General features: G+C 49.4%; 1 protein-coding gene and 1 pseudogene. Both read right to left on the bottom strand.

Annotated features, from left to right (window positions below; translation table 11 throughout):
- Positions 1–368 precede the first annotated feature (368 nt).
- Positions 369–11330, bottom strand: a pseudogene (locus tag F0220_RS13100) (SDR family NAD(P)-dependent oxidoreductase); the annotation flags it as partial.
- A 37-nt stretch (positions 11331–11367) separates the two neighbouring features.
- Positions 11368–18066 carry a beta-ketoacyl synthase N-terminal-like domain-containing protein gene (locus F0220_RS13095; protein ID WP_105598416.1) on the bottom strand — a complete coding sequence of 2233 codons (6699 nt, stop codon included), beginning with the start codon at positions 18064–18066 and terminating at the stop codon, positions 11368–11370.
- Between the last annotated feature and the right edge of the window lie 30 nt (positions 18067–18096).

The following is an 18096-nucleotide window of genomic DNA, read 5'->3' as shown; positions in this document are numbered from 1 at the left end:
ACATCGGACACAAACCAGCCGGAGGTATGCAGCTGCACCCACATTAGCTTTGCAAGCAAGGGCTCCATCTTTTGGAGCAAATGACCTGTATCTTGCTCTGGATGAGAGATGCGCATGATGCCGCGAGTCTCTGGCCTGCTCTCCTTTATAGGGTGATCCGACATGTAAACCCGTACTGACTTTTGCATATGGATTCCAGGAATCGGATGTGCTTTTGTTTTTAACAAGGCGGCCTGTGTAAGGTCCAAGCTCATGAGCATCTCCAAGGCTTCCATCGCTTCAGGCGCCTCAATTGAACCTACACCCATCCGGTCCATGCGTTCCCTGTATTCCAATGAAGCAACACGGCCTATATTTCCCCAGAAACCCCAGTTCATAATTTTGACCGGGCACGTCCAGGATTGTCGCAACCAATGCGCAAACGAATCTTTAAACATACAACCCGCCGAGTAATTGCTCTGGCCTGGTCGTCTGGTAAAAGAGTTCATGGATGAGAAAAAGAGTACAAAGTCCAGATTTTCTTTCGCAAATATGTTTGCCATCACAACACTTACATCCAGTTTGGCGGTAAATACATGTTGAAATTGTTCCTCTGTCATCTGTTCCAAACTGCCATCTTGCAAAACAATTGCTGAATGTACAATACCGTTTATGGTCTTGAACCGGCTCTTGATCGTTATATACGCACCCATTAAATCCTCTTCATTGGCTGCATTGGCCGAAATATATTCGGGAGCAGCCCCCAGAGCTGACAAACGATTCTGCTTATGCCGTATCTCGTCGTTGTATTCACTTCTTCCGATCCATATCACCCTCGCCTGATAGGTCCGGATCATATATTCGCTCCATACTTCACCGATACCGCCAGCTCCACCAATAACAACATAGATTCCGCCATGACGATAATTGTTGTTGTCATGAGGAGCATTGCTCTCCAGGCGAACAAGTTCCTGACCATACCAGCGGTCATTTCGATGAACCTGGAGATCCCCAATACCTTTCGGTTCCAGAGACAACGCCGTACGAATGGAATGTGCATTGATGTTACCGGCTTGCAGATCGACGAGACGCACACACCACTGTGGAAACTCCTGCGCCATCGAGCTGGCAAGACCGTGAACTCCGGCATCCACAGGATGAACCGGATCGCTTGGCCAGACGGATTGTGTCTGACAAGTTAAGAACGACCATTCTAAAGGGCGAGAACCATACCCCATCTCAATCATGGCTTTAATGATTCGGAACACATTTTTCACACCCGTATTCTGTGCCGCAATAAAATGATTCAGCGACTTCGGTGGGAGCGACATATGATTGGATAACCAAATGATATGATCAATAGAATCAACCTTTTTCAAGGCATTCATCAGACTGACGGGATCTACAGCAATTTCCGCATCCATACGGATTGATTTTGCATGGATCTGATGAATCATCTCCCATTGCTCCGTTGTACCTCCAATGACCAGCCATCGTTTATTTCCAGGATTAAATTCGGACTTTTCCGTCTTATCGATTACTTCCCATATTGGGGTCAGCATAAGAGTATGGTCCGATGCCTTCGATGGCTCCGCAGGGGAAGTGCCCTCCTCCACCTTTGATTCACTTATCGTGTTGGCCTGAGCTTGCTGCGGAACCCAGTACCTTTCTCTTGTAAAAGGATAGGTTGGGAGACCGATTCGTTGGGGTTTACCCTCAGCAACATATAATGTATTCCAGTCCAGGTTCAGACCCTGTACCCATAATTCCAATAATTTCTCATGCTGGCCCTTCTGCATCCACCGATTCACCATTTCTTCCATGTCCTCATCCCGACTAAGGATGGAAAGCATCTCTTTACCCTTTTTCACATGACCGGTATAGAACAAATTCTGGGAAGCATGTGTTTCCATATCGTTTGCCTGGTCAATATACTCTTTGAGTTTCAAGATCAGTTCATCTATGGACACCGCCAGCAATCCCAGACGTTCTTCCATCGACTCACGCCCAACCTGCAACGTATAAGACAGGCTCCTCATATCCGAATCCTCATATATTCCGGTACATAACACCTCAAGCAAGTCTTTGGCCTTTGCCAAGAGTCGTTCCTGATTTCTTGCGGACAGCACAACGATAACTGGAGATTCTGGGTGATCTTCGCCAACTGTTATCGGTTCCGGATACATACTCGTCGGGGTATACTCTTCAATGATGATATGTGCATTGGCACCCCCAGCTCCAAATGAAGATACGCCTGCACGTCTTGGGATCTGCACTCCATCTATTTCCGGACGCTTCCATGGTTCGAGCAACTTCTGAACCAAAAATGGACTCTGGGTAAAATCAATGTTTGGATTGGTCTTTTCCGCGTGCAAGGATGGCGCGAGTTCCCCATGCTGCAGCTGCAGCAACACTTTTGTTACCGCAGCAATACCTGCTGCGCTTTCGCAGTGACCAATGTTGGATTTGGCCGAACCGATAGCACACTTGAAGTCGGATTGGACCGTCTGCTGAAATGCTTTTGTTAAACCGGTCACTTCAATGGGGTCCCCGAGCGAAGTTCCTGTTCCATGCGCCTCCACGTAACTAATCGTTCGCGGATCGATACCTGCTTCACGCAGGGCGTCACCGATAACCTCAGCCTGTGCGTGGGGATTCGGGACGGTATACCCATTGGTTTTGCCTCCATGATTCAGCGCTGATCCTTTGATCACACCGTAAATCCGGTCGCCATCCGCTATGGCTCTCGCCAACGGTTTCAACAGAACTGCGCCAACGCCTTCACCCGGAACATAGCCGTCCCCACCTTGGCCAAAGCTCTCACACCGTCCTTTGCTAGACAGAAATTTCCCTTGGGACAAAAGAATATATTTGTTGGGATGGACCGACACATTCACACCGCCAGCTACAGCTACCTGGCACTCGTTTTGTCTCAGGCTTTGACAGGCCAAATGAATGGATGTTAATGACGAAGAACACATTGTATCCACGGCCATGCTTGGTCCGCGAAAATTACAGAAATACGAAACCCGATTGGCAATGGAAGACGGATTACCGTTGAATGCCATGGAACTCTGGGATCCATAGAGCTGATACTCCTCATACATCACACCTACATAAACGCCCACTTTCTCCGTGCTCAAGCTTTGTCTTGTGTATCCCGAATCTTCAAGTGTTTCATATACACACTGCAAAAAAAGTCGTTCTTGGGGATCCATTGTTTCGGCTTCACGAGGAGATACCTTGAAAAACAACGGGTCAAACTCATCTACACCATCCAAAAAACCACCCCAGCGGCCATAGGTTTTGCCTGGAATTCCTGGCTCTGGGTTATACACCTGTCCGTGATCCCAACGTTCCAATGGAATCTCGGTAATACTGTCCACACCATTTCGCAGGTTATGCCAGAATTCCATGGTATTACGGGCACCTGGATATCTGCCCGCCATTCCAATAATCGCAATATCCTGATGATCATTATTCGAGTCTTTTCCACCACCAGAGGGTGAGTCCATATGAATGGACAGATCCAGATCCGTTTTTTTCAAAATAGGTTCGGCTTCGGCTTTAAATTGGGTTCCTGTCAGCAGCTTTCGCTTCAACATCATGGCATGCGTTGGTGCGTGCGTTCGAGAGTCCGACACATTCTGTACATTCGTTAACACATTCTTCTGCGGTGTTCCAGCCGGTTTCATCCCTTGTTGCTGAAGCAGCTTATCCAAACGCACCTGATGCATGTTCATAAAGTAATGACATAGTTCCCTCAGGGTCTGATATTCAAAGAACAGCGTTTTGGACAAGGACCCCAATTCATTCTCCAGTACGTCCGTCATCTTCATAATGAGCAGCGAATCGATACCATATTGCTCCAGTGGGGCATCTGGCTCAATCCTTGATTCTGGCAAACCAATCACGGGTGCCAATTTTTCGATTAACCAAAGGATCGCTCTATCCTCACGATTGCTTTCAAGTTCGGTGAGTTCTTCCGTATCCTCGATACTAGCAGGTATATCTGCTTTTGAACTCTTGGCAAGGTTTAATTGACCCACGAACTGCTCAGCGGTTGCGTGGAGGTTCATTTGTTCCAACAGTGTCCTTGCGGAAATGTCCCATCCATGCCGGGTCAGCAGTCTGCGGGAAAGCTCACTCCATTGCACCGGGTCCAAACCATATTCGCTCCAGTCCATGTCCGGATCAATCTCCTGCTCCCCTACGTTCAACAAAGCGGCCACTTCCAACGTGAGCACAGCTACAGCTTCCTGTTGGGCCATGCCTCCCGCCAGAGACGCTCCAAGCTCGGTTGATAACGATTCCGGGGAAGGTCCATGCCCGTTAGCGTTAGTGTTTGCTGACTCCATCGGTTCAGTTGACCACGAATCTCCCGGCTCCAGCAGGTTTCTGCGCAGCACCAACAGATTGCCTTCCGCAACCGCCACCTGACTGCTTCCACTCGCCCAGGCCTGATACAGCGCCTTCACACCCGAAGCGGTTCCCATCGGTCTCAGCCCATGCTGTTTCCACAGACGTGCCTTCCCCTCTTCCTCCAGCTGCATCCCGCCTTCTTCCCACAGCGGCCAGTTGATGGACAAGGTTCGACCCTGACACTCCCCGCGCTTCATCCGTGCATTTCGGCTCACCGCATACGCATCCATATACCCATTGGCGGCGGCATAGTCGCCCTGCCCTGCATTCCCCGTCACCGCTGCACCGGAGGAGAACAGCAGCAGTACATCCAGCGCCTCTGTCCCGATCGCTTCTTCCAGGTTCCGTGTGCCATTTACTTTCGGGGCCAGCACCGCCTGCCAGTCGGGTTCCGTTTTGTACCGAATCAGACTGTCCCGGATCTCTCCGGCACAATGCAGCACCCCGTTCACCCGGCCGTATTGCTGACGAAGACGCCGAAATAGTGCATCGACCGCCTCTCTGTTGGTGACGTCCACCATTTCATAAAGCACCCGGGCCGGAAGCTGCGCCATCTCTCGCTGTACCGTCTCTGGCATCGCCGGAGATCGGCCGGTCAAAATGAGTGTACTGCCTTCTGTTTGAGCAGCAATTTCCTGGGCCCAGATCCGTCCCAGTCCACCAGCTCCACCTGTAATGACGTAGACGCCTTCGTCCCTCCAAGGGGACAACAGCGGGAATCCCGTCTTTGTCTTCGGCTCCATCTCGGCTTCCGCATGTACATTTCGAATCAAATGTTCATCCATATCCACATTCTCATCCATGTCCACGTTAACCGCCTGCCAGCCCGCTCGCTTCAGCCCGTCCGCTTCCCAACGCAGATGGCTTTCCTCCGCATGGAGCGCACACTGGTGCAGTTGTTCAGCCAACACTGCGGCGGATGTCTCTGGCTGGATTTCGACCAGCTGTGCCAGACAGCCCGGATGTTCCCGTCGCACCGTCCGCAGCAGCCCACTCAGGCCAGCGAACCGTCTTCCTTCTTCATCTCCAGTTATGACAATTTGCAAGGCCATTCGGCCGCTTTGATGTTTTGAAATTTGCTGCTGCACGTGGTGCAGGATGGCCTGAACAGCCTGTCCGTACCGCGCCTCCAACGCCCCCGTTAACGCCATCTGCTCCCAGGGCAAATCCGCATCTGCATTCGCGTAATCTTGCGGGGCCCAATCACACAGCAGCACCGCCGGCTCGACTGCCGGAACCCCAGGCGTTAGAGCGCGCTGCGGCAGTTCCTGCCACTCGGGCTGCACCAACAGTACGCCTTCCCGGCTTTCCGGTACACGCGAGGTAATGCCCCGCAGCCGAATGCAAACCTGTCCCTCTGAATCGCACAGTTCCAGATCCAGTTTACGGACCCTCACCTCCGCGGCGGAAGATGCCGCAGGATCGGGGCGAACACGCACTACCACCCACATTTGCGCTTGGCAAGGGGCCATCACTTCCGCCTCCTCCAGCGCAAAAGGTAACGGAGCGGAAGCCGGCTGGTTTCCATACCGTTCTCCTGTGCTCCCAAGGGCAGCGCCCTCCAAGTTTACTTCACTCTTCAGAGGTGTGGATCTCAACGCTGCCGCGATCTCATCTCCTGCCAATAGGGCGATGGTCGCTTGCAAGGCTCCATCCACCATACCCGGATGCAGCACGGTGTCCGCTTGCCCCTCGAAGAGGGCGTGTGGCAGACGAAGTTGCGCCAAGGCCTCGTCCGCCCCCCAGTGTAGTTCGACAATCGCCTGATGGGACGGACCGTACTCCAAGCCCAGCTTCCGGAACGTTTCATAACAGACTTCCCCGCTGGCCTGTCCCTGCGTGCAACGGCTGCGTACGGCCTGCAAATCCAGACTTTGCACGGCTTCTGCGAGGGGGCGTCCGATGCTCACACGCCCTTGACTATACACCGCTTCCCCAGACTCGATGGCAGACTCGGTGGATGACGCTGCCGATATTTCATAGGACAAGCTCCCATCGGCCTCGGCTTCAAGTGCAAGATGAACCTCCACAGGCTCCTCCCCAACGATGAGCGTTCTGCTCCACATGACATGGCGCAGCAGCAGACTATGTGTGCGCGGAGACCAGTTCGCTGCGTGTGCTGCTGCTGCCTGGGCCATCTCCAGCTGAACGACAGCGGGAAGCAGCTTGTGCCCCTGCACCACATGATCGCTTAGGAAGGGCTCATTGCCGCTGAACTGACTGCTGTACCATTGGCCTCGCAGCAGATCCGAGCGGTTATGGTGTAGCATACAGTGCAGTACTGCCGCCTTCTTGCCGGAACCTGCCATCACGCTCTCCCCTTTTGCATGAACCATGGGGACCCAATAACGCTCTCTTTGAAATGAATAGGTAGGAAGACTGATTCGAGTGGGCTTGCTGTCCTTCTGAACCATGCTTTTCCATTCAATGGTTATTCCTTTGGCCCATACTTCGGCGATAGAAGCCAGCTTTTTTTTGTTCATCCATATTTGGAGCGCTGTCCGAATGTCTTCATCTGATTGAAACATTTCTGTAATCGCATCTTCTTGATGCCGGACTTCTCCCTCATAACCAACCTGACTGTTCAACGATCCAATCCCCAGGCCTTGGTCCTTGCTTTCCAAGTACTCTGCACATTTCCTTTGCAGTTCCTCAAGAGAACGGACAACAAAAGCAACCCTATATCGCATATGTTCTCTGCCCACCTGCAGTGTGTATGCCAGGTTGGAGAGCTTGATTTCCTGTGTGGCGGTGGAATTTTGATGTTCCTCCCCAGTGGAGAGATAATTCATCATGTCGCGCACATGATCAAGCAGACTTGTTTGAGTTTTCGCAGATAACGGGATAATGACCGGAAGCTCGGACTCAAAATTCGAACCGGAGTTTACTACTGTCGGTGCATATTCTTCAACAACCAAATGGGCGTTACTGCCGTTTGCTCCGAAGGAGCTAATACCCGCTCGCAAAGGTCCGGTTTCTGGAGTGTTACAATCTGCCTTTACGTTTCTCCAGTCTCTTCCTTCCCTCTCCACATAAAAGGGAGTGTGCTGAAAAGGAATATACGGATTCAGACGCTCTGCATGCAGGGAAGGAAAAATCCGGTTGTATTTCATCTGTAGCAGTACCTTGGTTAACGCAGCTACACCCGCGGCTGCTTCCAAATGCCCGATATTGGACTTTAATGAACCAATTGCACAGCTCTGTTCCGGCAGTGACCAGTCCGCCAACGCTTTGTGCAGTCCCTGGACCTCGATCGGATCTCCGAGAGACGTTCCTGTCCCGTGTGTCTCAAAATAACTGACCGTTCGAGGATCAACCCCTGAACGTTTGAAGGCCTCTTTAATGACTTCCGACTGTGCCGTTGAATCCGGTACGGTTGGACCCGATGTTTTTCCTCCATGATTGATTGCAGACCCTTTAATGACTCCATAAATGGAATAACCTTCCTCTTTGGCATGACGCAGACTGGTCAGCAATACCGTTCCGGCACCCTCACCCGGCACATATCCGTCTCCGCCCTCTCCAAAACTGCGACATCTTCCATCGGATGACAGCAGCTGTGCCTCTTTCAAAAACAAATATCGATGTGGATGCGTAATGACGTTGACTCCACCTGCCAAAGCATACTCACATTCCTCATTTCGAATGCTTTCGCAGGCGAGATGAATGGCTGTTAATGCGGAGGAACACATGGTATCTACCGCAAGAGAAGGACCATGGAAATTCATGCAATACGATACCATGTTTGCGACGGACGCTGCGCTGACCCCCAAGGATGTAGGTACACCGCGATCTGTCAGTTCCGATGCAAACAGCTCATAATGGTTCCAGAATACACCAGCAAATACACCAACACTCCGGGTACCTGTTGAAGCATCATGATGCTGACTACGTTCAACCCGAAAACCCGCATCTTCACAAGCTTCCCATGCCGTCTCCAGAAAAAGTCTCGCCTGAGGGTCCATCATCTCCGCCTGACGGGGAGATAAATTAAAAAATAGTGGATCGAACTCGTCAATCTTATCGATGAATCCCCCAAACTGATAATATGAATCTGGCGTATACGAAAACCGCCCCTGTTCCCAACGTTCGATGGGAAAGCCTGTAATGCAATCCTTGCCTGATAACAGATTGGCAGCAAACTCATTCACATTCCGAGCCATCGGATAGCGGCCAGCCACACCAATAATGGCTATATCTTCTGTATGCCTTCCCGATAACCGCTTTTCTTTTCGAGAAACCTCATGATCATTTTTTGAAACTTTTGCGGAGGAAGCCCCCTCCACATGGATAACCGTTTGCGCAAAGCTGCGGATGAGCGAGGGTTTACCATACATCACAACAGTCTGCGGTGAACCATTCATCATAAGTGAATCGAACAGTTGCATTCCTTCGTTTGGAGGCAGCGGAACCAATCCCGTTTTGGCTTCCAACTGCTGCTCGTAAACTGGATCGATCGACATGCCTCCATTCGCCCATAGGGGCCAATTAATTGAAATGGTTCTGCCTGATCGCTGTCCTGCCACAACCTGCTGCTGACGCCGCTCTGCAAACCGATCCATAAAAGCGTTTCCACAAGCATAATCTGCTTGTCCCCTATTCCCGAGCACAGCCGATAGTGAAGAGAATAAAATAAAAAAGTCCAGTGGTTCATCACGAGTATATTCATCCAGGTACCAAAGTCCATGCACTTTAGGGCCTAGCACTTCCGAAATATTCTCTTTTGTTTTCTGTAAAATGAATTGGTCCCGGGTAATTCCTGCACAATGCACGATTCCCCGAATAACTCCCAGACTGGTCCGGATCTGCTGGATAACATGACTCATCTGCTCGCTATGATTTAGATCTGCCTGAAAATAATGAACATCCGCTCCCAGACTCTTCAACTCGGATATCTTAGCGGACTCTTTTTCGCCAAGAGAAGAACGCCCCACCAGCGCCAATGTAATCCTCCCTTGCTCTGCCAATTGTCGGCCCACCATCAAGCCTAATCCACCTAATCCACCTGTAATTACATACACTCCATCATACTGGCTTTTATGCGGCATCGGGATCGGCTTTTCACGGTATTTTTTCACCCTTCGCACACGAGATTTTCCGGTGTAATACACTTCAATAACTCCCGAGGAATGTGTTAACCGCTCCTTATTCAACCACTCCGCCCATTGGGCTTTTGTAACAGTATGAATATCATCCACCGTAATTGTCTGCCCATGCATATGGGGGTTCTCTGCATGAGCTGTTCTTAACAGTGCTCCCATGGCGCCTGCAAAGTCACTACCCGTTCCTGACGGACCAATCACTTGAATATGGGTCTCCGTTTTGGGAAACTGCTGCATGTAATTCTGAAGCCAGACTATGCATTGCTCGCACATTTCTTCAAATGATTGTGGCATCATGGTATGTTCGCTGGTTAGGGTGACAACCTCTGATTGCGGAAAACATTCCTTGATCATTTGATCATGTCCAGTTGCCTGTTCGCAAAGAATGACAACGTGGCTCCGCACCGTGTTAGAGGTGTTACGCATATGCAGCGTGACTTCTTCCCAGAAGGGTTCGAGCATGATCAATGAGTAGTCATCACCCTTTCCCTGATCATGATCGAGTCCCGAAGTTCTGGTGCTTGCCTTGCTGACCGAAACTTTGTTCTCCGCATACTTATTTTCAGTAAATGCCTCAGACCAATGTTGGTGCAGGTATGCAGCAAGAGACTGAATATTGGAATATTCAAATAACAGCGTGGGGTAAAGCTGTTCCTTCACTTTGTTCTCCAGCGTCCTTGAAAGATTGATAAGCTGCAAGGAATCCAGTCCCATCTGATAAAATCCCAGCTCTGTATCCAAAATCGCTTCAGATGTTCCAAGCACTTTGCCGATCTCTTCCTTTAAATAGTCCGCAACCTGCTTCATACTTCCTTCTGGAACACTTCTTCGCCGATTCGATAGTTCGGATGTTTCATGTAGGCTGACAGATGAACTTTGAATACTGACCTGTGTGACCAGCTCTGGTACAGATGCATCCTTTGATCCTGACGCTTCTACCCCACTGGGATTCTGATGAACATCGGCCCATTTCTGTATCAAATGAGGATTTCGAATGCGTTTGGCGGTTAAACGCTCAAATTCAACCAAGGTCTTGCCAGCAGAGTCGACAATCCGAATATCCATGGAGACCAGATCCGGTGATGAGACCGAATGGTCTACAGTCAATGGTCGGGCGAGCGAATGCACACCAATCGTGTCAGGTAACGGGCCGAAAATACGAAACCGATCGATCATAAACGGAATATAGGGAGTCTGATGGTCATACATTCCCTGTGCTTTTGCCTTTAAACGGAATGAGGAGCCCGCAAACGTTGCTCCATCCAAAAAAGCCGCATGTGCATAAAATTCATCGGAGTAAGCGGAGGCCTGATCACTGAGATTCAGACACATAAGCTCCTGATTCTCATTTTGGTAGACGACCCCTGAAGTTTGCATAAATGGCCCATGTTCGATGTTGACCTGCCTCGCTAATTGATAAACCTCATCCATGCTCCACTGATCCCGGGATTGAGTTTTCAGATCCTGAACATTAATCACGGGTGGATTAAACTCGGGATCAACAAGAAACATCGTACATTGCATATGTTGTTCTTCACTGTCCTGATCGATGATACCATTCGTCACTTTGTTGCTCGTAATGGTTACCCTCCACTGCATCTCTGAGAGTACAGGTGAGAACGTCACAGCGATTTGACGATCAAATTGCTCTGATGTCACAATGGGCGTTGTAAACAAAATCTGGCGCAATTCGATGGCGTGTGTCTCTATATATAAAGCCGACAAACGATAGATCATATCCAGCAGAGTGACCCCGGGTAACGTACAAATTCCGTGTACACGATGATCCTGAACGATGGCGTTGCTGTGGCTTAATCGTTGCACGTACGTTTCCTGAATGCGTCCTATCAACGACAGTTCCCCCTTACTGCAATTTTTTCGGTGTGAAGAAAGACAGCATATGCTCAGGTTTACGATTGGTTTGTCCGGAATACGATCCGACCACCACGTTTTTCCCCTCACCCTCGTCAGGCCAAAACCGGGCCCTTTTCCAGACAATGCGATTGAAACGAGGTTCCAGTGTCGCTTTATTTTGGTCCGGGACACCCTCATTGCTGACAAGGATATGAGCGTTATTTCCTCCGAGCCCAAACGCGCTGACACCCGCACGCAACACTTTATTGGTCCAAGGTGTAAGTTCTTGAACAAGGAATAACGGACTTTCTTCAAAGCGAAATCTCGGATTCGGATGCGGACAATTTATACTGGGCGGGATCTGGCCATGAACCATACTCAGCAAAACCTTGATCATGCTAACTGCCCCTGCCGCACTCAACAGATGTCCAACATTGCTTTTGACACTTCCCACGCCGCAGAGAGCCCTCTTTTCCATACGGGTTCCCAGCACTTGAGTTAACGCTTTAAGCTCAATGGGATCTCCAATGACCGTGCCTGTTCCATGTGTTTCTACATAATTGATTGAAGCCGGATCAACATTGGCATCCTTGATCGCACGTTCGATCAACGTCTGCTGAGCCTGGGGATTCGGTGTGGTGACGCCCATCGTATGACCATCATTGTTAATTGCTGAACCATCAATCACGCCGTAGATTTTGTCACCGTCCGCTATGGCCTGTTCCAATCGTTTCATAATGATTACTCCACAGCCCTCCCCAACCCCAATTCCGTTGGCAGAGGCATCAAAGGTTTTACATTGTCCATCTGGTGACAGCACCCTTGATGCAGTCAGGGAAAGATAAGGGGTCTCATCCAATAAAACTTCAACCCCACCGGCGATCACCAGATCTGCTTCCCCATTTTGCAAACTCCGGGCAGCCAAGTGGATGGCTGTTAGGGAACTGGAACAAGCGGTGTCCACGACCATGTTTGGACCTCTGAGGTTATATAAATGAGCCAAATGTGCCGTAATAAAATTTTGACCTGTACCAATAATGGTTTGTTTGTTGTCCTGACGTATTTTGCTCATGAAATGACCTGTTCTTGCCCCTGCAAACACACCAACCTCAAGCGACTCAAGCTGATTTTTTCCATATCCTGCATCTGCAAGTGCTTCAGCGCTAACCTCAAGCCACTGCCTTTGCAAAGGGTCCAGATGAGTTGCCAGTGAATGATCCATTCCGAAAAAATCGGGATCAAACGATTCCAGCTCATCGAGAAAAGCTCCCCATTTGCTCATACTTTTCCCGGCTTTGCCATCAGGATGGTAGTACGTTCTCCAATCCCACCGGGATGACGGAATTTCACGTATACTGTTTTTGCCTGTCTTCAGATTGTTCCAAAATTGTTCCGGGTTCACCGCATCCGGGAAATGACAGGCCATTCCAATGATGGCCACTCGGGAACGGGAATGTTCTTTGGGCGGCTGGAGAATCTGTCGGGCCTCATGTCTGTTGAACTGTTCAGGAGATATACGTGGACTTGTTACGTATTTTTGCAGCAAAGCCCCTGTCAGTCCTGCGATCGTTGGATAGTCCAAAAAGAGATAAGGTTCCACCACAGGAATTTGAAGCTCGCGCTCTATCCGGCGTGCCAGCTGTGCAATCAGGATTGAATCCATCCCGAAATGTTCGAAGGATCGGTCTGGGTTCATTTTTTCGGGTTCAATACTCAATTCCTCGGCGAATATGGAACTTAATTTCATCTGTAATATCTCTGATGTATCAGAAAAAGAAGCCCCACTTGTCATAGGTATTTCGGACATCGTTTCAGTTTTAACCGCTCTGGAAATTCCCGCTTCCCCCCCAGTGTCAATGGATTCGCTGCTCACGATTGCCGGAAGCATGACTGCGCTTTGTTGGGTAACTAGTGCCCAGTCCAGCAACTTCAGTCCTTCTTCATCCGTGATGCTGAGCAGGCCGGTTTCGTTATAAACTTGACTTGGAAACTCACCCATCCCGGATTCCTTCCAGTTCGGCCATTGGATGCTGATAAGTGGACTGGTACGGGCATGCGCTGCGGCATAATAATCCATGTAGGTGTTAGCCATGGCATAATCGCTTTGTCCGACACCAAGTTTCGAAATGGCTCCAGCCACGGAAGAGAACAGGACAAAAAATTGCAAGGGATCGTGACGGAAGCATTCATACAGTGCTATAGTGCCTAATATTTTGGGGGACAACACCCTCCGAATCGACTCCAGCGGTTTACGAATAAAGGCGGGATTCTCCATGTCGGCTATGCCAGCTGCGTGAATTACTCCTCCGGCTGCGCCCATCGTTGAACGTATATGTTTTACAGCCTCCAGAAGTTTCTCCTTATTACCTATATCAAGAGAGAGTACTTCAATCTGTACACCCTGTTTCTCCAATTCCAGGATATCTCTAATTTTGCTGCCGATCTCGTCTTTGTCTCCACGTCGCGCCTCCCATTCATGTCGAGATGGAAATGGGGTCTGACCGATCAGAACAAGTTTACGGACCCCGTAGTGTCGGACGGCATGCTGCGCACACAGCATGCCGAGACCCCGTGTCCCCCCAGTGACCCAAAGAACATGATTGGATGAAAAAGGACGTCGGGTTTGATTCAACTGCTGTATATTCACGTTATCGAGTGTATCCAGATAAGCACTGTACCGCTGTCCTTCACGATAACAGACCTCCTGTTCCTTCCCTGCATGAGTTAACTCCTGAACGATCTGTGCTGCGATATCAAGCTCACTGTCCCCCGGGTCCACATCAATATGCCGCGAAATAATATGACTGTACTCACTTTGTAGCATCCTGTAGAGCCCAGCCCGTTCTGCGCCACCCATATGAATCGATGGGTTCTGGAAAGACTCTAGGCCCATGGTGACTCCAAGTAGTTTTAATTCTTTGTGACCACGGGTATCAATCATTTGTTGGAGCTGTGCTAACCAGTAGATCAGTTGGTCCAGCATCATTTCTTCTGCTTCCATCTTTCGGCTACAGCCTGACAGATCTATAAAAGCATCACAATTCATTAAAACATCGAGCAAACGTCCAGAATCCTGCTCTTCCTCACTCACAAGCACAACCTGGCTCCCCTGTATCATCTGTGAAATCTTATTGGCAAGTCTGGCGGTTTCCATTGTAGATCCAACCACAACTTTCCCATGTTCTGGATCAAGCTTTGTAACCGCCGCGTGCCTCCACTGCTTCCCGAGAAGCTTGGCTATTCTGCGCTCTTTTGTGACAGGAGCAACATCCGAAATCTCCTTGTTTACATTCCTTTCAATGGAAGGGATGGCTTCCCCGGAACTCACCCAATACTTTTCCCGTGCAAAGGGATACGTCGGCAGAGGTATTCTTTTATACTTTTCCGTCAAATACAGCCTGTTATAATCCAATTCATATCCTTGTACGTACAATTCAGCAATAACATGCAGGTTTTCAAGATATCGCGAATCATCTGCTGATTCCTCAGCGATTTTTTGGATACATTCATTGCCATAACGTCGAAGAACAGACTGCTCTTTGGAAGGCTGGCCTGATAAATCCGCCGCGTATATCTGTGATGAGCCCCCGGTTTCAAGCCATTGTTCCAATATGGAGGCCATATCGTCAGAATGCTGAATTACACACGCTAACCGATGCTCCAGATGTCTTCTCCCCGTCATCAAAGTAAAGCTTGTGCTTGCGTAATCAAGCTGGGCTCCCACTTTCCTGTAATGCTGCGCAATTCGTCTCACATGTTCCCTCAACTGTCCTGTCGATTGTGCAGACAACACCAATAGATAACCCGGTTTATGTATTGATGGAGAAAACTCTCCGGAAGGCTCCTCGATGGCAAGGTGAGCGTTGGTTCCACTAAAGCCAAATGAGCTTACAAGTGCAGCCCTCTTAAGTCCGGTGGGTGTATGCCATGGATTCAATTGAGTATTGACATAGAATGGACTTTTCGAAAAATCAATATTGGGATTTGCTTTGGAATAATGAATGGATGGTGGAATCTGTTGATGTTTCAAGGCCAATAACAATTTGATAACACCGGCTATGCCCGCTGCTGCAATCGAATGTCCCATATTCGACTTGATCGAACCTAGTGCAGCATATTGAGAACGGCTCGTATACTTTCGAAAACTTCGGTTCAGCGCTTCGAATTCAATGGGATCACCCAGCTTCGTTCCAGTACCATGCGCTTCAACCAATTGGATCTGATCGGGATTAACACCGAACTGTTCGTATAGCTGGCGTTCAAGTCTTTCCTGTGAGGCTCTACTGGGGGCTGTGATCCCATTGGTGCTCCCATCCTGATTGATACAGCTGCCTTTGAGGATCCCATGTACATGATCACCATCTTGGATGGCATCCTCCAGCCGTTTGAGCAACAAGGCCCCCACACCCTCACTCGGCACAAAACCGTCTGCACGTTCATCAAAGCTATGACACCGTCCAGCCGGGGACAACATGCCCGCCCGACTAGCAGAAAGATAAAAATCAGCCGTGGATTGCACAAACACTCCACCTGCCAGAGCAAGCTCCACTTCCCCTGACCATAGGGCTTGACAAGCCAGATGAATGGCAACCAGCGAACTTGAGCAAGCGGTATCAACCGCAATCGCCGGCCCCTGTAAATTCAGAAAATAGGATACTCGGGCAGGTACGATGGATGCAGCATTGCCCCAAAAGGCTTGTGCAGGGGCCTGTTCACCGATCAACTTCTCATAGTCTCCTCCACAATATCCGGTATACACTCCGCATTGACGGCCCTGAATTAGTTCGCCCGCGTATCCGGCGTGTTCAAGGGTTTTCCACGATTCCTCCAGAAACAATCGCTGTTGCGGGTCCATATGCATTGCTTCAACATTGGAGATTTTGAAAAACAAGGGGTCAAAACAATCGCTATCTTCCAAAAAAGCTCCATGGTTATTTTCAGTTTTCTCTACGGATGATCCTGTCTGTTCGGAAGTCCACCGCGCCCCACGCTGAATCAAGTCATTGCCTGCAGCCAAATGCTCCCATAATTCATCCACATTATCCGATTGCGGGAATCTGCCGCTATAGCCAATGATCGCAATGTCCTTGTGTCTGTTGTTGGCACCGGAGGATGTTATATCGCCATCGGAATGACTCTTCATTGCATCACCCAACGTGAATTCCCGCTCTTCATTCATCTGTTCAGTCCATTGGACGTCGGGCCTATCGGCACTGGCACTGCGCCCCCCATGAAGCTGCGTTTGTTGTTCAGGCTCCATCGGTTTCTCCTGTACCATTGGGGAAATATACTGTGCAAGCTGGTTGACACAAGGAAAATCAAAAATATCGGTGGTGAACAGCTCCGTTCCCAGTCGTTCATTGATCGAATGAATTAATCGAACACCCGTTATGGAGTCAACCCCATAATCGGAAAAAGCCTCCTCAGGGTCGATAAGCTGTGCCTCCACTTTCAAAGATTCACATAATGTCCGAACAAGCACTTCCTTTATGTACTTCAGTTTTTCTTCGGATGTATGTGACCCCTCCACTTCGGGTAACCGGATTTCTGACGGTTTTTCTTGAATATCCTGCGAAATGTGGCTCGTTTGACTTTCGGCCTGATGTTTCACCGTTTGCTCATGTTTCAAGATTTGCTGACGTACCACGCCATTGCTTGTTCCCATTATCACTTGCTGGCCCTTAAATTCGTCAGAATGAGCCAGTAACTGTACTTCCCCGAACCCCTCGGATAACAATACGTTTTTCCAAGTTTCCTGTTTAAGCAATGGTCCTCCGGAAATACGCAGAGCAGGGTCCACATAGCTCCACCACCCATCCAACAAACCAAATGTAAGGTGATTCAATAGCGTATTTTCAGTGATTTCATTGATCAAAAAAACACCCTTACAACGGAGTAATGCCTTAGCATTCCTTAAGGCAAGGCGAATATTAGGAGCAGCATGCATGACATTAGTTGCTATCGCTATATCATAAGTCCCCGCTTGCAGAGATTGGGTGGACAAAGGTTTAGACAAATCAAACGTTCCGTATGTAAGGTACGGATAATGCGGGCCATATATCTGTTGGGCATGACTCAAAAAAGCCTGGGAAAGATCGGTATAACAATACTCCAGAATATGGGGATGAAAATCACTCAGCCGGGTAAGAACCGCCTGGCTCGTGCCTCCCGTTCCGGCTCCGATCTCCACAATACGGATATGTGCACTCGGCTCCTGCACAAGTTGCTGTTTTATAATAGCTGCAACCTGCTCTGCCAAAACGGCATTGAAATAATCGGCAGCAGGATTATTCATGTAAATGTTCTCCACCAGATGCATGGAACTATTCGGAAAAATAATGTCGGTTGCGGACTTCTGACCCGTCAAAATGTCCGGCAGCGCTCGGAGCGTGGCATCCAGCAGTGGAATGTAGGAAGATACGTTTGGATCGGATAGCCACAGCAGTTTTTTCCTATCCCATTTCTTCCATGCGTGAGCCAGGTCCGTATCGTTGGTCTGAATCAAGGGATTTACAGCACCAGTAGAGGTGAAATAACCGTATTTTCGCAAATAAAGAAGACTCTCCCGCCACCATCTTCCGTAACGCTTGATCAATGAATCAGGCATTTCTGCTACAGCTGCATCTTCACCCCGAAAATTGCTCAAAAGTCCTGTAGCATGCAGTCTGCCCCATAATAATTGACCCAACAACTCTTTCAGTTCTGTCATTACACGTTCCCCCTACCGTCTGATAATCCC

Source organism: Paenibacillus sp. 37 (assembly GCF_008386395.1).
GTDB classification, from domain to species: domain Bacteria; phylum Bacillota; class Bacilli; order Paenibacillales; family Paenibacillaceae; genus Paenibacillus; species Paenibacillus amylolyticus_B.
The sequence above is the reverse complement of the archived record's forward strand: the minus strand, read 5'-3'. Positions and strand labels throughout refer to the sequence as shown.